General features: G+C 60.9%; 17 protein-coding genes and 3 pseudogenes. 9 read left to right on the forward strand and 11 right to left on the reverse strand.

The window, feature by feature from the left end; genetic code table 11:
- The first annotated feature begins 590 nt into the window (after positions 1 to 590).
- Positions 591 to 989: a c-type cytochrome gene (locus FQV39_RS34515; RefSeq protein ID WP_187640370.1), complete on the forward strand. Its 399-nt coding sequence runs from the start codon at positions 591 to 593 to the stop codon at positions 987 to 989.
- A 313-nt stretch (positions 990 to 1,302) separates the two neighbouring features.
- Positions 1,303 to 2,226, forward strand: a complete 924-nt coding sequence (locus FQV39_RS31835) for a metallophosphoesterase (RefSeq protein ID WP_149134427.1) — start codon at positions 1,303 to 1,305, stop codon at positions 2,224 to 2,226.
- Here FQV39_RS31835 and FQV39_RS31840 read toward each other — a convergent pair.
- The gene (locus FQV39_RS31840) at positions 2,220 to 2,711 is read right to left on the reverse strand and encodes a CDP-archaeol synthase (RefSeq protein WP_149134428.1); all 492 of its coding nucleotides are present in this window, start codon (positions 2,709 to 2,711) and stop codon (positions 2,220 to 2,222) included. The two genes, FQV39_RS31835 and FQV39_RS31840, sit on opposite strands and share 7 nt — an antisense overlap.
- Before the next feature lie 225 nt (positions 2,712 to 2,936).
- On the opposite strand from FQV39_RS31840, the gene FQV39_RS31845 reads away from it, so the two are divergent.
- From FQV39_RS31845 to FQV39_RS31855, 3 genes are all read left to right on the forward strand, one after another.
- Positions 2,937 to 3,140 carry a host attachment protein gene (locus FQV39_RS31845; RefSeq protein ID WP_149134429.1) on the forward strand — a complete coding sequence of 68 codons (204 nt, stop codon included), beginning with the start codon at positions 2,937 to 2,939 and terminating at the stop codon, positions 3,138 to 3,140.
- A gap of 220 nt (positions 3,141 to 3,360) precedes the next feature.
- Entirely contained in the window at positions 3,361 to 4,983 is a 1,623-nt protein-coding gene (groL, locus tag FQV39_RS31850; RefSeq protein WP_149134430.1) for a chaperonin GroEL, read from the forward strand.
- 246 nt (positions 4,984 to 5,229) lie between these two features.
- Positions 5,230 to 5,448 (forward strand): ChaB family protein, encoded by a 219-nt coding sequence (locus FQV39_RS31855; RefSeq protein ID WP_149134431.1) that lies wholly within the window; start codon positions 5,230 to 5,232, stop codon positions 5,446 to 5,448.
- A 284-nt stretch (positions 5,449 to 5,732) separates the two neighbouring features.
- Here FQV39_RS31855 and FQV39_RS31860 read toward each other — a convergent pair whose 3' ends face one another.
- Complete coding sequence (locus tag FQV39_RS31860) at positions 5,733 to 6,395, reverse strand: phosphoribosyltransferase (protein ID WP_149134432.1); 663 nt, start codon at positions 6,393 to 6,395, stop codon at positions 5,733 to 5,735.
- Between the two features lie 141 nt (positions 6,396 to 6,536).
- On the opposite strand from FQV39_RS31860, the gene FQV39_RS31865 reads away from it, so the two are divergent.
- The gene (locus tag FQV39_RS31865) at positions 6,537 to 7,604 is read left to right on the forward strand and encodes a hypothetical protein (protein ID WP_248313537.1); all 1,068 of its coding nucleotides are present in this window, start codon (positions 6,537 to 6,539) and stop codon (positions 7,602 to 7,604) included.
- Here FQV39_RS31865 and FQV39_RS31870 read toward each other — a convergent pair.
- The 4 genes from FQV39_RS31870 to FQV39_RS31885 form a co-directional block, all read right to left on the reverse strand.
- Complete coding sequence (locus FQV39_RS31870) at positions 7,591 to 8,616, reverse strand: ribose-phosphate diphosphokinase (RefSeq protein ID WP_187640394.1); 1,026 nt, start codon at positions 8,614 to 8,616, stop codon at positions 7,591 to 7,593. The genes FQV39_RS31865 and FQV39_RS31870 overlap by 14 nt on opposite strands.
- 105 nt (positions 8,617 to 8,721) lie before the next feature.
- Entirely contained in the window at positions 8,722 to 9,159 is a 438-nt protein-coding gene (locus FQV39_RS31875) for a universal stress protein (protein ID WP_149134433.1), read from the reverse strand.
- A 193-nt stretch (positions 9,160 to 9,352) separates the two neighbouring features.
- Positions 9,353 to 10,195 (reverse strand): universal stress protein, encoded by an 843-nt coding sequence (locus FQV39_RS31880; RefSeq protein ID WP_149134434.1) that lies wholly within the window; start codon positions 10,193 to 10,195, stop codon positions 9,353 to 9,355.
- A gap of 253 nt (positions 10,196 to 10,448) precedes the next feature.
- Positions 10,449 to 10,895: a host attachment protein gene (locus FQV39_RS31885; protein ID WP_149134435.1), complete on the reverse strand. Its 447-nt coding sequence runs from the start codon at positions 10,893 to 10,895 to the stop codon at positions 10,449 to 10,451.
- A gap of 314 nt (positions 10,896 to 11,209) precedes the next feature.
- Here FQV39_RS31885 and FQV39_RS31890 point away from each other — a divergent pair.
- Positions 11,210 to 11,725: pseudogene (locus FQV39_RS31890) on the forward strand (MBL fold metallo-hydrolase); the annotation flags it as partial.
- Here the strand turns inward: FQV39_RS31890 and FQV39_RS31895 are convergent.
- Positions 11,725 to 12,030, reverse strand: a pseudogene (locus tag FQV39_RS31895) (phosphoketolase family protein); the annotation flags it as partial. The pseudogenes FQV39_RS31890 and FQV39_RS31895 sit on opposite strands and share 1 nt — an antisense overlap.
- Before the next feature lie 312 nt (positions 12,031 to 12,342).
- Between FQV39_RS31895 and FQV39_RS31900 the strand changes: the two are divergent.
- Positions 12,343 to 12,861: a GNAT family N-acetyltransferase gene (locus FQV39_RS31900; protein WP_248313538.1), complete on the forward strand. Its 519-nt coding sequence runs from the start codon at positions 12,343 to 12,345 to the stop codon at positions 12,859 to 12,861.
- Positions 12,862 to 13,025: 164 nt separating this feature from the next.
- Here FQV39_RS31900 and FQV39_RS31905 read toward each other — a convergent pair whose 3' ends face one another.
- Together FQV39_RS31905 and FQV39_RS31910 are read right to left on the reverse strand one after the other, a co-directional pair.
- Positions 13,026 to 13,832 (reverse strand): ABC transporter ATP-binding protein, encoded by an 807-nt coding sequence (locus FQV39_RS31905; protein ID WP_149134436.1) that lies wholly within the window; start codon positions 13,830 to 13,832, stop codon positions 13,026 to 13,028.
- Between the two features lie 82 nt (positions 13,833 to 13,914).
- A complete protein-coding gene (locus FQV39_RS31910) occupies positions 13,915 to 14,928 on the reverse strand; it encodes a universal stress protein (protein ID WP_149134437.1) in 1,014 nt (337 codons plus the stop codon).
- Positions 14,929 to 15,052: 124 nt separating this feature from the next.
- On the opposite strand from FQV39_RS31910, the gene FQV39_RS31915 reads away from it, so the two are divergent.
- A complete protein-coding gene (locus FQV39_RS31915; RefSeq protein WP_187640372.1) occupies positions 15,053 to 16,120 on the forward strand; it encodes an NAD(P)-dependent alcohol dehydrogenase in 1,068 nt (355 codons plus the stop codon).
- A 151-nt stretch (positions 16,121 to 16,271) separates the two neighbouring features.
- Here FQV39_RS31915 and FQV39_RS31920 read toward each other — a convergent pair whose 3' ends face one another.
- Together FQV39_RS31920 and FQV39_RS31925 are read right to left on the reverse strand one after the other, a co-directional pair.
- Complete coding sequence (locus FQV39_RS31920) at positions 16,272 to 17,276, reverse strand: ABC transporter ATP-binding protein (RefSeq protein ID WP_149134439.1); 1,005 nt, start codon at positions 17,274 to 17,276, stop codon at positions 16,272 to 16,274.
- Positions 17,273 to 17,569: pseudogene (locus FQV39_RS31925) on the reverse strand (hypothetical protein); the annotation flags it as partial. The pseudogene FQV39_RS31925 and the gene FQV39_RS31920, both read right to left, overlap by 4 nt.
- Positions 17,570 to 17,582: the final 13 nt, after the last annotated feature.

Raw genomic sequence — 17,582 nt, forward strand, 5'->3', positions numbered from 1 at the left:
GGTCCCTTTCCGCAATGAACACCACTCCGGAACACAAGCGCGGATCAGCGATGCCGCAAAGCGGAGCCGTTCTACATCAGAATACGTCAGGGTGGACCAATTCACAGGGGTGGATCAGAATAGAGACGCTCCTAAAAGTCGGCCCGGAACCAATCAGACTTCAAACATGGCGCGATTTGTTCGGCTTCGATTTTTCGTTTGATGCGGCAGAAGTGAACCTCTGCTTCGCGCATCAGAACGATTATCGTGCAATACTCCAAGGTGAGTTCATTCAGTTCTGCTCTCGGCGAAGACCTCCGGCGATCCAACAGATCGAGTTCGGATCACCTGACCAAAGGACGCGACTGGTCCCCCGGTCGGAATTCGATGATGCTGGCAGATAGCATGAACTCTTGCCACAATGCGCGGGCTGCTGCCGCGCAGCGGCGCATGAAGCGTGGAATCGTCGGTGCCTGTATAATGTTAGAGGCTTTTGACTTTTCTCAAAACCGATCGGCTATCCGTGTACGGAATTGCCGCTCTTAATCAGTGGGATTCGTGCGGATCCTCTGCATATGCACCAACGCGCTCGTACGAGGTCTGATCTGGCCATGACAAAAGGAAAACATCTGCTCACATTCGTGGTCGCCTTCACTCTCAGCGAGTTCCAGTCTCCGCATAGCTTTTCGAGCGAAATAAAAGCCGGGCAAGCTGAATACGAAAATAAATGTGCCGCTTGCCACGGTAAAGATGGAAGCGGGAATGGGCCTGTTGCCCCCGCCCTAAGAAGGCAACCCCCTGATCTTCGTCTGCTCACCAGGAACAATCGTGGCGTGTACCCGGCGGAGGTTCTCCGCGGCATAGTCGATGGTCGAAGATCGCTTCGAGCACACGGGAACTATGAGATGCCTGTTTGGGGGAGGGAGACGTCTCCGGGGGGCACGGATATCAGCACGAACGAGCGGATAGCAGCCATTGTAGAGTATTTAAGAAGTATGCAAATCAAGTGATAAGTAATAAAGTCTCAGTGATTGCGCGTAAACTGTGATTTCTATGGCTAAATTATGAATTTAGTGCAACTGATATGGCGTTCGCGACCAGTGGTTCGACAAGAGTTCTGTTGCGTCGAGGAGAATAACTCGCCATGGTTCGAGAAAAGTCTCGTTGCATTCGGGCTGCGCGGGCGTATGCTGCGGCAGCCTATACCCTATCTCGACCGATCTGAACGTACGCTTTCGCGTTGAGCAAATGAGGTCACCCGATCTTACGGCGGATGAGAGAGCGACTCTCGCCGGGCTTGAGCCACGTCTCGGCCGCTTGCACGTGCGCCAGCGGCTCGGATTGGAGCGCGACTACGAAGCTCACATCTTCCGACGTGGGACGCATTTCTTTCATCTTGAAAACTGGTACTCGATCCATGGACTGATCCGGGCCCTGCTCCGGATGGCAGGCCTTCATACTCGCGGGCGTCGTAACGCGCTCGCAATCGAGCTGCGCCATAACGACGTCCTTCTCGCCAATCTCCCCCGCGAGTTCGACGGGTTTACGTTGCTGCAGCTTTCCGACCTGCATCTCGACATGAACCTGATCTTCCCAGCCGCGCTGATCGAGCGCGTCCAGGGCTTGGACTATGACCTTTGTGTTATGACCGGCGACTACAGGGCCCGGACGTTTGGACCTATCGCGGCTACCCTTGAGAGACTGCGAGAGCTACGCCAGCACCTGAAAGGAGCCGTGTATTGCGTGCTCGGCAATCACGATACGATCAGGCTTGTTCCACCTATGGAAGCCATGGGCTACGCCCTGCTCTTAAATGAGTGGACTCGAATCGAACGGGACGGCGCTGTTATTTACCTCGCGGGAATCGAGGACGCGCACTTCTATCGCATGGAGAACTTTCACCGGGCCGCGCATGATATTCCACCTGCAGCGGTATCCATCCTTTTGTCGCATACGCCCGAGGCCTACCGACACGCGGCGCACGCTGGATTCGATCTCATGCTGTCCGGACATACGCACGGAGGGCAGATCTGCTTGCCCGGGGGCGTTCCGATCGTGACGGACGCTGACAGCCCCCGCGCATTCGCCCGCGGGGCGTGGCGCTATCACGATATGGTAGGCTACACATCGGTCGGAGCGGGCACCTGCATCGTGGACGTCCGGCTCAACTGCCTGCCCGAAATCACGTTGCACCACTTCAAGCGTTTGCCGCCCAAGCAATTGCCGACCAGCAGATCAGCTCAATAAGGCCTTTCGCGAATTCCGAGTCGGAACAACAACCGCGACAGTATAACCTCCACTGCGGTGAATGCTCCCACGATCACTCCAATATCAATCGCCGAGAGTCCAAGTCTGTCCTGCAGAACGAGCAGCGGTAGCAGCGCCTCAGGGATCTGATCCAAGCCGAACGCTTGAGCATGAGGCCTCAATCCGAGCCGACGCTTGATGAAGCTGGCGATGAGGTCGCCCAGCATTGAAGTGGCTCCTAGCGCCAGACCAATCGAAACGGAGAGGCCGAGCACGAACGCGGCAAGCATCGTCGCGATGACCGCGACGAGCAAACCGCGGATGGTTTTTCCAGGTCCAAGGATGGCCTTGCCATCGGGCAGCTTGAAGTCGAGATCAATTGGGGTTCCGAACCTGTTTCCGAGCAGCTTCCTTGCAACGACGGGAGCGCCGTTCGCGGCTGCAAGCAGCAATAGGACGCGGATCAGGAAAAATGGGTCGCTCACGGTCCTGCGCACCAAGGGTTACGTTGGGAACTTTCCTCGCCGGCTTCAGGGCGACAGAGCGCGCCTGGAGCGCTACCCAACACTGCGCCAGTCGCATCCATCGTTGAAGGCCGTGCATCGGTGGGCGCATCCCATGATGCGTGGGTTCTCGTCTGCGTCGCCCGTAATGCGAACTGCCTGCGCAATGAGAGCGATGCGACCCTCTCCAGTCCGTAGGTCGGGTAGGTGACGGAGGCGCCGGCAAACCCGCCCAATGCCGAGCGGCGTCGTCCTCGCCGCGCCCCGCACATGCTCACCGCGCTCCGGCACAACCTCGGTGACGAGTTGCGCTCCGCGACCATCGTCGACATAGACAAAGACCTGACAAAGCATTCGGCCCACGAGATCGAACGGCTGCTGACCGATCGCTCTTCGGCCGAGGACACGTAAGAGGAAGGTCTTGAGGTCGTGGTCGTTGCGGACGCGTGCCGGCGCATCGACGTTCATAGCTCAAAGGAGGGATACTTGGCGCCAATTTGGAGCGCTCGAGAGCCCATCCGATCGGACGAAAACCATGGCCATTAATGCAATTGAACTCACTTATTGATCGGGATCAAAATCCGGTTTGGCCGGGTCGCATATAGCTGACACGTTCCGTGAGGACGGTGAGATGGCACATAAGCAGGTCCTGTTTCATTCGGCGGCGCGCGAGAAGATTCTTCGCGGCACCGCTCTGCTCGCAGACGCTGTGCGGATTACCTTAGGTCCTCGGTCGAAATCGGTGCTGATCGAGAAGAAGTGGGGCGCTCCGATCGTCTGCAACGACGGCGTTACCATTGCCAAGGAGTTCGACCTCAAGGATCCTGAGGAAAACCTCGGTGCCCGCATGCTGCGGCAGGCCGCGGAGAAGACCGGCGACATGGTCGGTGACGGCACCAGCACGGCAACTATTCTCGCCCATGCGATCTTCGCCGATGGCGTGCGCAACGTCGTCGCCGGCGCGAGCGCCATCGACATCAAGCGCGGTCTCGACCGCGCGACGCAACGCGCCGTAGATGCGCTCCGTGCCCTGTCGCGGCCGGTCAAGACAAGCCTGGAGAAGGCGCAGGTGGCGACGATCTCGGCGCATAACGATCAGCAGATCGGCAAGCTGGTGGCCGACGTCATGGACAAAGTCGGCAACGAGGGCGTCGTTAGTGTCGAGGAATCGAAGACCACGGAGACGATCGTCGAAGTGGTCGAGGGCATGCAGTTCGACCGCGGCTTCCTCTCGCCTTATTTCGTCACCAACCCGGAGCGCATGGAGGCCGTGCTCGAAGACGCCCTCGTGCTGGTGTCGGACCGAAAGATCGGCACCCTGCAGGATCTGGTGCAACTTCTTGAAGAAGTGGCCAAGCAGGGGCGGCCGCTGCTGGTGATCGCCGAAGATGTCGAGGGCGAAGCTCTCGCTACGCTTATTGTCAATCAACTGCGCGGCGCGCTCCGGTGCTGCGCCGTCAGGGCGCCCGGATTCGGCGATCGCCGCAAGGCCATGCTGCAAGACATCGCCTTGTTGACGGGAGCACAAGTGATTTCCGAGGAACTCGGCATCAAGCTCGATCATGTCGGCCTCGATCAACTCGGCAACGCCAAGCGCATCGTTGTCGACAAGGATGCCACAACCATCGTTGGCGGCCGCGGTAACCGCAAGCAGATCGACGCGCGTATCGGGCAGATCCGTCGCGAGATCGAACGGGCGACCAGCGACTACGATCGCGAGAAGCTGGAGGAGCGCCTCGCCAAGCTCGCAGGCGGGGTCGCGGTCGTCCGCGTAGGCGCTCCTTCGGAATCCGAGATGAAGGCGAGGAAGGAGGCGCTCGACGATGCGATCAGCGCCACCAAGGCGGCAGTCGCCGAGGGCATCGTGCCCGGAGGGGGCCTCGCGCTCCTGCGCTGCGTCGCGGCGGTTGCCGAGGAAGAAGGCAAGGTCGAGGGCGACGAGAGAACCGGCGTCCAGATCCTGAAACGTGCGCTCGAAGCCCCGGCCCGGCAGATCGCCGAGAATTCTGCGAGCGATGGCGGGGTCGTCGTCGCCCGCATGCTGGAAAGCCAGGGCAGCGAAGGTTTCGATGCCGGCCGTAAGATCTATGTCGACCTCATCGAAGCAGGGATCGTCGATCCGACAAAGGTCGTGCGCGTCGCGCTCGAAAACGCCGTATCGGTCGCCAGCATCCTGCTGCTCACCGAAGCCACCATGACGGAGATACCGGAAGAGCCAAGGCGACAGCTCAACGAACCTGAAATGGCGCTGTGATCGTCGGTTCGGCGATCGTTCCCGAAACTCTTGCTGAGAACGTCGAGCCATCGAAGATTCCGGACACGCCGCTCTTCTGACAGACCCTTAGAGCCGCAGTATCTTCTCGGCACGCCGCTGATCGGTGACTTCCTGGAGGAGGGCTTTCGATGCTCGGCTACTCCTGCGAGGAGTTCGGGGTCGGCTAGGCTGCCCCCATGGACGAGGCCTCGCTGGTCGCGACAACGTGAAGGGAGAGAGCCGCCAATGCCCTATGCGCGCAATGCGGACCTACCACCTTCCGTGCGCGGTCATCTGCCAGCACATGCGCAGGACATCTACCGCGCCGCGTTCAACCATGCCTTCGCCGCGCATGCGGACGAGAGCGAGCGCGAGGAGATCGCTCACCGGATCGCCTGGGCCGCGGTCAAGCGCTCCTACGTGAAGGACGGAGACCGCTGGGTTCCCTCAGAGCCTCGGTCCTGATCCGTGGCAGCCGCCCGGGCGGAGCCACCCGTCATTTCGCGCCCTGACTTGAAACGGCTCAATCCTGTAGTGACAAGGCTCTCCCTTGGGGTCTTCGAGCAAGGCGCTCGCCGAGGCTTCGGAAGGGGGGCGCCGGCAAATCGGCGCGCGACGCAGGCGACGACCAGATCGCCGCGCGTCCTACCGGACGCGATAACGGTGATCGACACCTTTGTTATCGCGTCTGATTTTTTCGAAAACTGGAATCCACTTTTCGGCCCGATGCCATAGATTAAAGCGGCGGATCAGCGACCTGCCTGTCGCTTGGAGGCGGGAAATCGCGCCAAGACGGAAACGACCTCCTCATCGCTCACTTCGCCGAAGTCGCGGTAGAAGTGGCCGATCGCCACGAAGGGCTTCGGCGCGTCGAGATAAACAAGGTCGTCGACTTCGCCCCGCAGCTCGGCAACGGCTTCGGCCGACGCGACGGGCACGGCTAGCACGACCTTCAGGGGCCCACGGTGGCGGATGGCCCTCAGCGCCGCCCTCGCCGTCGCGCCAGTCGCCATGCCGTCATCGACGACGATCACGGTTTGACCTGCGACGGGCACTTGGGTGCCGGCGCCGAGGTAGCGGGCCCGCCTGCGGTCGATCTCCGCAAGCTCTCTGCGGCATATGCGCTGGAACTCGTTCTCTTTGACACCGGCGAGGCTGATGAGCGCCTCGTTCCGCACCACGACCGGAGCCGTTCCGTCCACGACTGCGCCAATGGCGAGTTCCGGCTGCCAGGGAAGGCCGATCTTGCGGACGAGGACGAGGTCGAGCGGCGCCGACAGGGCGTTCGCGATCTCTGCGGCGACCGGCACGCCGCCGCGCGGTAGCGCCAGCACCACGGGATGCTGATCACGGTATTGCGCGAGCGCCGAAGCCAACCTGCGCCCAGCATCGGTTCGGTCCAAAAAGCGCATCGGGTCATGCTCCATCAATGAAGAGCCTCGTGATGGCCGGGGTCAGAAAACGCCTCCTGAACCTCATCCCATCCCCACCGGACGAAACCGGGCATTGATCAGCATCAAGTCCGGCACGTGCCGCGGTCCTATGATGCAACAATGGATCGCATCCTCGACGCAGCTTCCAGGATCGAAACGCTTCGACCGGTGGTCCCGGTCGAGGACAAGGTGGCGTTTCTGAGTGATCCGCAGCATTTTCCCGGGAAGGTCCGATCCGTGGAAGCGCGCGAGACCCACATGTCCTGGGTCTTCCTGACCGAGGACCTGGTCTACAAGCTGAAGAAGCCCGTGCGCTTTGCCTATCTCGACTTCTCGACGCTCGAACGGCGAGCCGCCGCCTGCCGGGCGGAGTATGAGCTGAACCGACGTCTCGCGCCGAACGTCTATCTCGCCGTGGCGCCGCTGACGGCCTCCCCAGAGGGGCTCGCCGTCGATGGCGACGGCGCGGTGGTCGACTGGCTTGTGGTCATGCGCCGGCTCGCCTTGGAACGGAGCCTCGAGGCCGCGTTGTTGACGCGGCGGCTGCAGCCGGTCCAGGTCGAGCGCATCGCGTCGACGCTGTGGGAGTTCTATCGGCACGCGCGCCACGTGCTCGTGCAGCCAGCACGCCATCTTTTGGACTGGCGTCGAGCGATCGGCGCGAACAGGAGCGTGCTCTGCGATCCGCGCCTCCGACTGCCGGCGGGGCGGATCGGATGGATCGTCACCTTGCAGCAGCGCTTTCTGAGCGAACGCGCCGAAACGCTGGCGGCCCGCCTCAGGGCAGGCCGCATCGTCGACGCGCATGGCGACCTGCGCCCGGAGCACGTCTGGCTGACCGACCCTGTGACGATCATCGATTGCCTCGAATTCGATCCCCGCCTGCGCGCGCTCGACCCGCTCGACGAGGTTGCGTTCCTGCATCTGGAGTGCGAGCGGCTTGGAGCCCGTTGGGCTGGGGAGCGCATCCGCCGGCATCTCGCCGCGGCGCTCGGGGAGGACCGCGCCTCCGGCCTGTTTCTATTCTATCGCAGCCATCGAGCCATGCTCAGGGCGCGGCTGTCGATCGCGCATCTTCTGGACCCGATGCCGAGGATGCCCGAGAAATGGCCGCGGCAGGCGCGCCACTATCTGCGCCTCGCGGCCCAGGACGCGATGCAGCTCGAGCAATTGCTCAGAAGACCATGAAATCCGTCAGCGGCCGGTTATCGTGCAGCCTGCCGATTGTACTAGCGAGCAGCGGCGCGACGCTCACCACCTCGAGCTTGTCCCGGACGGTGCCGGCCGGAAGCCGGAATGGCGGAACGGCGTCGGTGACAACGATGCGCTCGATGGCGGGATCGGAAAGGATCTCGGACGCCCCCTGCATGAACAATCCGTGGGCCACGCAACTGATCACGCGCCGTCCGCCGCCTTGCAGCGCTGCGCGAGCGGCGCGGACGAGCGTGCCGCCGGTGTTGACGAGGTCGTCGACCACGATGCAGCTCGCGTCGCGGACCTCACCCACGAAGAGATCGCCGGAGACCACTCCGGCGCTGCGGTACTTCTCCGCGAATGCCTTGCCAACCGGCCGGCCGACGGCCGCTTCGAGCGCCGCGCGGAAGAGATCGGCGCGCTTGCCCCCGCCGAGATCAGGAGAGACGACGCAGAGCGGCTCATCGCCGAGCATCTTCCGGATGCGCTCGACGAGGACGGGCGCGGCGGTCAGCGCTACCGTCCGGCAGCGGAACGCGTTCTCGAACGCCGCTTCATTATGCACGTCCAATGTGACGACAACGTCGGTCGCCACTGCTTCGAACAGTGAGGCGACGTAGCGCATGGTCAGGGGATCGTTCGGCTTGGTGCGGCGGTCCTTTCGCGCATAGCAGAGATAAGGCACGACAGCGGTGACGCGCGCTGCGCCCGAATCCTTCAGCGCTGCGATGAAGAACAGCAGCCGGCAGAGCTTGTCGTTGGTGCTGGCGCGCGGCCCACCATGAAGGCTGTGAAGGACGTAGACGTCTGCGCCGGCGACGGGATCGAGCGGCCGGACTTTATGCTCGCCGTCCTCGAACTCGCGCTCCTCATGGGCCGCAAGGACCACGCCGAACTCATCCGCGACCGACCGGCCGAGTTCGTCGCTCCCCGCCAGCGCAAAGAGCATCGGACGCCCCGAAGCGAGAGCCTCCGAATGGGATGCAGAGAGGGCAAGGGTTCGCATCATCCGCCGATCTCCTGAGCCGCGCCGCGCTGCTTTCGGGACGGGCTGGCCGCTTCCCTAAAAGCGAACGATCGCCAACTGCAGTACGGGCGCGGCGGAGCATCCTCACCTGTAGACCAGAACCGGGACCTTCGAATGGGTCAGCACCTTCAGGGTTACGCTGCCGAGCAGAAGCGCGGCGATGCCGCGCCTTCCATGCGAAGCCATGGCGATGAGGTCGCATCCGCGTTTCGAGGCCGTCTCGACGATGACGAGATAGGGGTCATCGCTTTCCACCTGGACGACCTCACAGCGGACGCCGAGCAGCTTCGCCTCGCGCTCGGCCGCCGCCAGAAGATCGGCCGCATGCGCCCTGGCTTGCCTTTCGTACTCGCCGCGTTTGGCCTGCAACTGTTCGGGCGAGACGGTGAAGATGTGGAACGGCTCCACCACTGTGAGAACGGTCACTTCCGCGCCGGCGTCCCGTGCGAACGCCATCGCAGTCTGCATGGCTCCCATCGAGAGCGGCGAGCCGTCGATGGGGATCAAAAGATGGCTGTACATGGCTCCTCCCGACAATCTCGCTGCCCCGTCAGCCTCGCAAACAGCAGGGATATGAGTTGACGATATCTTATTGCCCGAATGCCGCTGGAGACACATTGATCAAACGCAAAGAGACGGTGCCTCTTGGGCTGCATGGCTTATTTATCGGTCCATTGAAGCAAGACGTCCTGAGGCCTCATTACCCCTGTATCAATTAGTGAGTCATCAGGATTGGCAGGCGACAATTATTGAGCATGGACTCAGTCACCCCTCCGAGCAGCCATTCCCGAAGGCGAGAGCGCCTATAAGCACCGCACACGATCATTGAAGCTTCGAAGCCGGTGGCTGCACGCTGGATTGCGGTTGCAACGTCCTCCGTCGGGCCAACCGACGTATTCGAAACTGAAACATTGATACCGTGACGCGAAAGATTTGGAGCGAGATCAGTTCCGGCTGCCGTTTTTGAGAGGTCCTTTTCCCCAACCACCGAAACAATTTCGGCTGCCTCTGCCGCTTTGAGGAAGGGCATGGCGCCAGCAACGGCGCGGGCGGCGCTGGCGCTGCCGTCCCAGGCGACAATAACGCGTCGGCACAGGAATGTGCTCCGTCCCGGCGGGACGATCAGCACCGGCCGGCCGCTGTCAAACAGGCCTGCCTCAATCAAATCGCGGTCGATCTCCATTCGGGATGGTTCGGCGTCAAGAATTGCAATGTCATTGACACGAGCATGGCTGAGAAACCGCTCAATCAAACCCGAAGAGTACAGCTGCGGCGATTCAATCGTACAAACCACTCCCGAAAATTCGGCCTCCGCCTTAGCAGTTTGAGCGAAGTGCTCGGCCAAGGACGCAATGCGTCGGTTTTCCGCAGAGACCAACCTTTGAGAAAAATCATTGATCATCGAATATGGGACGTGGAAGCGGGCGGCTGCCGCTTGAACCGTTAAATGCGCGTTTGCTTCATGAGCCAGCGTGAGCCCAAAGCCCAAGGCAGATGTCTGTTCTTCTCTGCCCTCCTCCGTGATCGTGACCAGCACATTCTTGATGCCGTCAATCATGATCGCCTCCCATTTTTTGGGAGGAGATCATCGCCGATGCAGCACAAGCGTCCTTGAGAAAAATCAAATGGCTCCTGCATCGCCGCGCGTCCTATCGGACGCGGTAACGGCGATCTGTGTAATGGTAATCGCATCGGATTCTCCGAAAAGCGGATTCCACTTTTTGGTCCGATGCGATAGCTGCAGATTGGTTGCTCGCTCACCGGTCCAAGCAACGTCTTGGTACGAGCCTAAGATGCAGGAACCGCAGTTTCTATGCAGCCCTCAGCAACCGTTCGATCTCTTGGATCGGATGCTTGGTCAGATCCTTGTCCACTTCTGCGAGGATGCGAGAACGCAATTCCTCGTCGAGATGTTGTCGAAGCATTGCGAGCATGCGCGGCGGCGCGACCAACACGATGCTTCGCGGGTTAACGGCTCGATTTGCTAGCTTGAGAGCCGCAACCGTATCATGCGCGAACTGCCTCTCAGCCAGTTCATGCCAATCGGTTCCCTCGATTGCGCTGGTGGGTGCAACGGCGTTTTGAATGCGACCAGGCCGATCCGCTCCCTGCTCCGCGCTCGGTGGATTGGCTGCGGCTTCCCTGACCTGCTCGACCCTCAGATTGGCCAGGGTCGCGTTTCCTTCGTTTCGCAGAAATATCGCCTTGCGAGCGTCACATACGACCACCCAGGCATTATGTGGAATTCGTAGGTTCATGGCCTTGCTCCTCGGGGCGACACTGCAGTCCAAGGAAAACATCCCACCGCCACTTCTGGCTGCCTTGATCCAGCGCAAAAGAAGCGTAACGGCTGCGAATTTGATTGTTCTCAAAGCAGGCCCCGATGGGATCCCAGGTAAGAGGGGGGCGGGATGACGGAACCGAAGCCGGTGTCTTGGTCGAAAAGAGCGTGCTCATTTCCTAATGTTTATGTTTGTTGCTTATGTTTTAATATGTTCTAATAAAGTTCAGACTGCTATTTTATTAGCTCATCGAGCGATTGATAGGCTACAACACTACCCGGAGATAAATCATGGCAGAGACGAATATTGGTCTTGGACTTGGAATCAGTCTGAGCTTTCACGGCACCGCTCAAGCTGTCACCGGTTCATGCTTCGCGTTTCGGACAGATGAGGCCCACATCCTTGTCGACTGCGGGCTCTTCCAAGGGTCAAAGACGGAAAAGGAGCTAAACTACCGGGCGTTTCCCTTCGATCCCGCTTCGGTCGATGCCGTACTCTTGACCCATGCTCATATCGATCACAGCGGATTACTGCCGAAACTGGCGAAAGATGGTTTCAAGGGGCCGATTTTCGCCACTGCGGGAACCGTCGCTCTCTGCTCGGTGATGCTGCCCGATTCCGGGCATATACAGGAGATGGAGGTCGAACAGCTCAACCGATGAAACGCGCGCCGTGGCCGTTCTTTGGTGCAGGCGATCTACGGAGCAGACCAGGCTATTGCGACACTCACGCAGTTTCGTGCCGTTCCTTTTGGCGAGTTCGTCGGAATAACCGAAGGTATCCGGGCGCGATACTGGGACGCAGGACTCGCCACCACACCAGGTGCGCCATGGCCTGGCCCTGCGATGAGGAGGACATCGAGATCCCGTGACCTGATGATGCGATTGAGGTGGAGATAGATGAAATTCAGGCCGGGAGTTGTACCCCAGTGTCCGAGCAGCCGAGGCTTGATGTGCTCGATCCGCAGCGGCTCGCGCAGCAACTGATTGTCCAGCAGATAGATCTGCGCGACAGAGAGGTAATTCGCTGCCCGCCACCACGCCTGCATCAAGGCAATCTCGTCTGAACTTAAAGCCGCCTGTGCCGCTGTATCGATATCCCTAGAGGTCATTGCTGCGCTCCCGAAAGGGGTCGTCAGAAGAAAAGTCGATACTACCGCGCTGGCGCTGCGCGCTTTGATTTTTAGCAAAGCGCTTCCGACATTCAGCGAGTATGGAATAGCTGACCCGGGTAGGATGGTCGAACACCATCGTGGCGTCGATCTGTTCGTGCGCCAGAAGTCCTGATGTTACCTGTCGGCCGAAATCCCGGACGCCAAGGCTCGACGCCGTCAGAGCCAAGCATAGTGCAGTGAGGTGAGATCCGCAGGGAATTCGGAAAGAAGCGGAGCCTGCGCGATCGCGCAGCGATGGAAGGAAATCGTATGATGACCGATGATATGAACCGGAGTCTGAACACGCGAACGGGTTTCAGATTTCATGTTAGGCCTGCTCGGCCCGACGACGAAGCGGGACTGGCCGAGTTCTTCAAGCACGTGACGCCCGAGGATCTGCGCTTCCGCTTTCTGACAACGGTCAGGGAGGTGGGGCATGATCGTCTGGCTGCTATGACAAAAATCGATCATAGGCAGACCGAGAACTTCATTGTCTTTACCGAAGACGGAAAGACGATCATCGCCACCGGAATGTTGGCTTGTGACGCTGCTTTGGAGAGAGGAGAAGTCGCGATCTCGATCCGAAGCGAATATAAGCACAGAGGCGTGGGATGGGAATTACTCAGACATATTTGCAAATTTGCCGAGGCCAAGGGTGTTAAAGTAATCGAATCGCTGGAAGATCGGCAGAATCACGAAGCAATCGAGATCGAGCGTGAACAGGGCTTCGAGATTGACGAGTTCCCGGACGATATTCGCCTCGTAGTGCTCCGAAGGGTATTCAAGTAGGCCCAGAAGTTGAAATGAGGGGCTGACACGGGCCGCCGGCATGTCGATCCCATCTTGTACCCAGATGTCGAACTTGGTCGCCATACCTTCATTTGATTGCGCTGTAAGCCGGGCAAGAGCAACCTTGGCGTCATGCGTTGCCTCCCGTTACCGTCAAAGGCGCGTCATGCGGTGATCTCATCTGCGAAGATAGTGCGACCGCGCTCGCCGGCGAAGTATTGCCTGAGCCAGGGGTCTTCGTGTCTCAGGAGGTCTCCCAGCGTTCCAATGGCAATCACCTTGCCTCGCGCGATGGCCGCGATCCTGTCACAGGTCGCATGAAGGCTGCTCAGATCGTGGGTGATCATCATCACGGTCAGGCCCAGACTCGCCTTGAGGGTCAGCAGGAGTTGGTCGAAGGCATCGGCTGCGATCGGATCGAGTCCTGAGGTCGGTTCGTCGAGAAATAGTATTTCGGGATCGAGAGCAAGTGCACGCGCCAGGGCCGCCCGCTTCGTCATGCCGCCCGAGAGCTCCGCCGGGTATTTTTCAGCCGCATCGCGCGGCAATCCGACCATCTCGATCTTCAGCATCGTTATCTCCGCCAGCAGGCTGGGCGACAGATGCAGAAGTTCGCGCATCGGCAGCTGGATATTCTCGGCAATCGTCAGCGACGAGAACAGCGCGCCTTGCTGAAACATGACGCCGCAACGCTGTTCAAGGGCTCGTCTCTCGCTCTCCCGAAGATCATCGAGATTGTTGCCGAGGATCTCGATTACGCCGCTCCGTTTGGGCAGGAGGCCAAGAATGGTGCGCGCCAGCACAGACTTGCCGGACCCGGACGCGCCGATCACGCCGAGAACCTCGCCGCGCATGACGTCCAGGTCGAGATGGTCCAGCACCACCTTGTCGCCGAATGCGACCTCCAAGCCTCGGACGCGGATTGCGACTTCGCTGTTTACCGGAGCCGGTTCTCGTTCGGTTGAACCCATGGATACTCTCCGGCTCCGGGCTGTCACATGGGAGCTCAGGTTGCTGGCGGAAGAGCCGGGCAGACCATCCGCTTTGGCTGCTTTAGTGAGCGAGAAAAAGCGGCACGAGAGAGTTTTCGAGCAGGTCCGCGGTCACGCCTCCCAGCACCCATTCTCTGAAGCGCGAATGGCCGTAGGCCCCCACAACGATCAGATCTGCCGAGATTCTCTGAGCTTCGTCGAGGAGGGCGTCGGTTGTGGATGTCTCCGTGTTGAGAACGGTTGCCGTCGCCTCGACACCGTGCCGGGCAAGGTGGGCCGTGATGTCGGCGAGGACTTCGGCGCCTCCCATCCGTCCGTGGGCTTCTTCCCTGACCGAGACGATATGGACCTCCGTCGCTTGAGCGATCAGAGGCAAAGCCTCAGCCACTGCGCGAGCGCTCTGCCGCGTATCGGTCCATCCGATCAGAACCGTTTGGAGCGGGGATCGCAACGCGGCTTTCGGCGACAATAGGTAGAGTCCTCTTCCTCCGTCGAACATGACGCTCTCGAGCAGGGGGCGCCAGCGTGTGTGACCGTTATCGCGCGGACAGGTCGCAATGAAGAGGTCGTTCCAGCGCGCTTCACTGGTGACGGCCTGTTCAAGAAGGCCAGGGAACGCGTCCAGACGGCGCAATTCATGAGCGGTCCCAAGGCGGTTCAGGCGCTGCCGTAGTCGCTCTTCACTGGCGTCTCCTTCCTTGGTGACGTCATCGACCAATTGCCCGATCGCGGAGGTGCCGAATTCACCCGCGAAAAGGGCGGGATCCGGAAGGAGATTCGTAATGACCCCGGTGATCCGGGCCGTGTACCGCGCCGCGAGCGCTTCAGCATGAGCCAAACGCACCTCGTCTTCCGGCGAACCGTCGAGATGGACCGCGATGTCGCGATAGGCAGTGCCGTAAGTTGTCTGCGCCGTCGCAACGGTGCTCGAAGATGGTGTGACGTCGTTCATGCCGACCTCCGCGTCGATAGCGCGATTTGCCCCACCATTGAGCGGCGGAAGAACGCTCACTGCTTTGATTTTCGTCAAAAAAGCGGAGGTTTCGCGCAACTTGCGCTGAATCAAATGCAACATTGCGGTTTCGCTGCAGGCTGGGACCACGACACCTCAACGACGATCTCGGAGAGCGAATATGTCGCCAATGCGTCAGTCTGATGTTCCTTCCGGTCCGAGTGCAAGGCGGACGAGCCGGCCCAAGATGATGTGCGCGGCCGTATTCCGAGAGCCGGGCCGCATTGAGCTCGAGGACAAGCCGGTTCCGGATGTGGGGCCGCTCGATGCGTTGCTGCGCATCACCACAACGACGATCTGTGGCACCGACATTCACATCCTCAAAGGCGAGTATCCGGTCGCGCGCGGCCTGACCATCGGCCACGAGCCGGTCGGCGTGATTGAGAAGCTGGGCTCGGAGGTGAAGGGCTTCCGTGAGGGGCAGCGCGTAATCGCCGGCGCCATCACACCGTCGGGACATAGCGCCGCCTGCCTGTGCGGCTGCCATTCGCAGGACGGTCCCGGCGAGCGCCACGGCTTCAAGGCGATGGGCGGCTGGCGCTTTGGCAACACGATCGACGGCGCACAGGCCGAGTATCTGCTGGTGCCGGATGCGATGGTCAATCTCGCGCATGTGCCCTCCGGGTTGACCGACGAGCAGGTGCTGATGTGTCCCGACATCATGTCGACCGGCTTTTCCGGAGCCGAGAGCGGCGGAGTCAGGATCGGCGATTGCGTCGCGGTATTCGCACAGGGGCCGATCGGGCTGTGCGCCACGGCCGGTGCTCGCCTGATGGGTGCAACGCGGATCATCGCGGTGGAGAGCATTCCCGAGCGGCAGGCGGTGGCGCGCAGGCTCGGCGCCGACGAGATCGTCGACTTCTCGAAGGGCGATCCGGTTGACGAGATCATGCGGCTGACGGATGGGCGAGGCGTCGACGTCGCGATCGAAGCCCTTGGACGGCAGGAGACCTTTTCTGCGGCGCTGCGCGTGCTGCGCCCAGGCGGGACACTGTCCTCGCTGGGTGTCTATTCGAGCGACCTCACCATCCCGCTCGGCGCCTTCGCCGCAGGCCTCGGCGATCACCGCATCGTCACCACGCTGTGTCCCGGCGGCAAGGAGCGGATGCGCCGCCTGATCGACGTCGTTGCGTCCGGCCGGGTCGATCTGGGACCGCTTGTCACGCACCGGTATCCGCTGGAACGCATCAAGGACGCTTACGAACTGTTTTCGCATCAGCGCGACGGCGTGCTTAAGGTGGCAATAACGCCTTGAACGGCAAGCCATGGACCAGCGTGTCACGAAACCGCCGCGCAGCAGCCGGACATTCGCCTGCCCGGCGCGGGCAAGAGCGCCGGCAGAGTGCGGCGCCTGCTCGCAACGCTCTGGTCTTATCGCTGGTTCATCCTGGTGTCGCGTCGCGACCTCAGCAGGCGGCCGCGGCCACAGAAGGAATTCCGCTGGGGGAGGATTCAAGCGCTCCGATGATGAGCCCGTATTTCACGGTCGTCATCGCGAGGCCGCGCGCCCAGTCGACAACGTCGTTCCATGGGTCGACGATCCGTCCGGTCGCGGACAGAAAGGTGACGACAGTGGCGATCTCGGTCTGCCCTTGTACGACCAACACGCAGCCGATGCCGAGCACGAGCAGGTTGCCCAGGGAATAGGTCAGATTCATCAGGAAGTTGAGGGAGAATTTGATCTCGAACATGCCGAGATTGAGCGTGAACACCTCGTCCAGGCGACGTGCGCTCGATTCCACTTTCGATGGTGACAGGATTTCGTCGCCAAAGCGCCGCAGAATGCGGGTCCGCTGCGCCACGCGGCGGTTGATCGCTCGCTGCATCAGCGGCACGAACACGAATTGCGGCGTCAGGATCAGAAGGCTGGCGAACATCATCTTGAGGTCGAGTACGGCGAGATAGACGAAGACGCTCGCCAGAAAGCCGATCTCGACGGTCGGAAGGCTGAGGCTTGAGCCGACAAAAACGCCTACGTCGTCGGCTTCCCCGAGGATCATGGCGAGGCCGGTCCCATTGGTGAGAGCGGAGTCTTCCGCGCCCATGCCCTCCAGCCTGTGCGTCACCACAAGGCGCAGATCCCGTGTCGCGCATTCGCCGAGCCAGGCGCGGTAGACGTTCATGGCCAGCTTCGCCAACCCGAAAGTCAGGATGATGGCAAATTGCAGCGCGACAAGCGTCAGGATGGCGGAGAGGCTGCCGGCATGGACGGCCGTGTCGATGATGCGCCGCTGCGTTTCAATCGGAGCAGCATTGAGCAGGAAGACGGTAACGGAAAGGGCACAGACCGCCGCCTGATGCCAGCCGCCCGACCAGAGCACGAAGCGCAGGAACGAAGAGGGCAGGGTCAAGCCCTGTGCATGCGGGCGAGGGGGCTCGGCGATCGACGCGATGAATTGCGAGAACATCATGGAATGAGCACCGCTGCGCCTTGCAACCGGCCGGTGCGCAGATCCGACAGCGCCTCATTCGCCTGCTTCAGCGGATAAACGGTCGTTTTCGTCACAATGCCAACCTGGCCGCGCAACCGACAGAAATTCAGGCCGTCTGTCCGCGTGAGGTTGGCGACCGAAACCAGCTCACGCTCGTGCCAGAGGAGATCATATCCGAAGCGCGGGATGTCGCTCATGTGGATGCCGACGATCTCGTGACCGGGCACGCGCGGATAATGCAAGTTTGGCAGCTCGCCGTCGACGACGTGCAGATCCGTGCGGCAG

Source organism: Bosea sp. F3-2, assembly GCF_008253865.1.
Classification (GTDB): Bacteria; Pseudomonadota; Alphaproteobacteria; order Rhizobiales; family Beijerinckiaceae; genus Allobosea.

Bases quoted from the DNA above. Each gene is read 5' to 3' on its own strand.
- FQV39_RS34515 (WP_187640370.1), top strand. From the start codon at position 591: ATGACAAAAGGAAAACATCTGCTCACATTCGTGGTCGCCTTCACTCTC.
- groL (WP_149134430.1), top strand. From the start codon at position 3,361: ATGGCACATAAGCAGGTCCTGTTTCATTCGGCGGCGCGCGAGAAGATT.
- FQV39_RS31855 (WP_149134431.1), top strand. From the start codon at position 5,230: ATGCCCTATGCGCGCAATGCGGACCTACCACCTTCCGTGCGCGGTCAT.
- FQV39_RS31860 (WP_149134432.1), bottom strand. From the start codon at position 6,395: ATGCGCTTTTTGGACCGAACCGATGCTGGGCGCAGGTTGGCTTCGGCG.
- FQV39_RS31865 (WP_248313537.1), top strand. From the start codon at position 6,537: ATGGATCGCATCCTCGACGCAGCTTCCAGGATCGAAACGCTTCGACCG.
- FQV39_RS31870 (WP_187640394.1), bottom strand. From the start codon at position 8,616: ATGCGAACCCTTGCCCTCTCTGCATCCCATTCGGAGGCTCTCGCTTCG.
- FQV39_RS31875 (WP_149134433.1), bottom strand. From the start codon at position 9,159: ATGTACAGCCATCTTTTGATCCCCATCGACGGCTCGCCGCTCTCGATG.
- FQV39_RS31880 (WP_149134434.1), bottom strand. From the start codon at position 10,195: ATGATTGACGGCATCAAGAATGTGCTGGTCACGATCACGGAGGAGGGC.
- FQV39_RS31885 (WP_149134435.1), bottom strand. From the start codon at position 10,895: ATGAACCTACGAATTCCACATAATGCCTGGGTGGTCGTATGTGACGCT.
- FQV39_RS31900 (WP_248313538.1), top strand. From the start codon at position 12,343: ATGATGACCGATGATATGAACCGGAGTCTGAACACGCGAACGGGTTTC.
- FQV39_RS31905 (WP_149134436.1), bottom strand. From the start codon at position 13,832: ATGGGTTCAACCGAACGAGAACCGGCTCCGGTAAACAGCGAAGTCGCA.
- FQV39_RS31910 (WP_149134437.1), bottom strand. From the start codon at position 14,928: ATGTTGCATTTGATTCAGCGCAAGTTGCGCGAAACCTCCGCTTTTTTG.
- FQV39_RS31915 (WP_187640372.1), top strand. From the start codon at position 15,053: ATGATGTGCGCGGCCGTATTCCGAGAGCCGGGCCGCATTGAGCTCGAG.
- FQV39_RS31920 (WP_149134439.1), bottom strand. From the start codon at position 17,276: ATGATGTTCTCGCAATTCATCGCGTCGATCGCCGAGCCCCCTCGCCCG.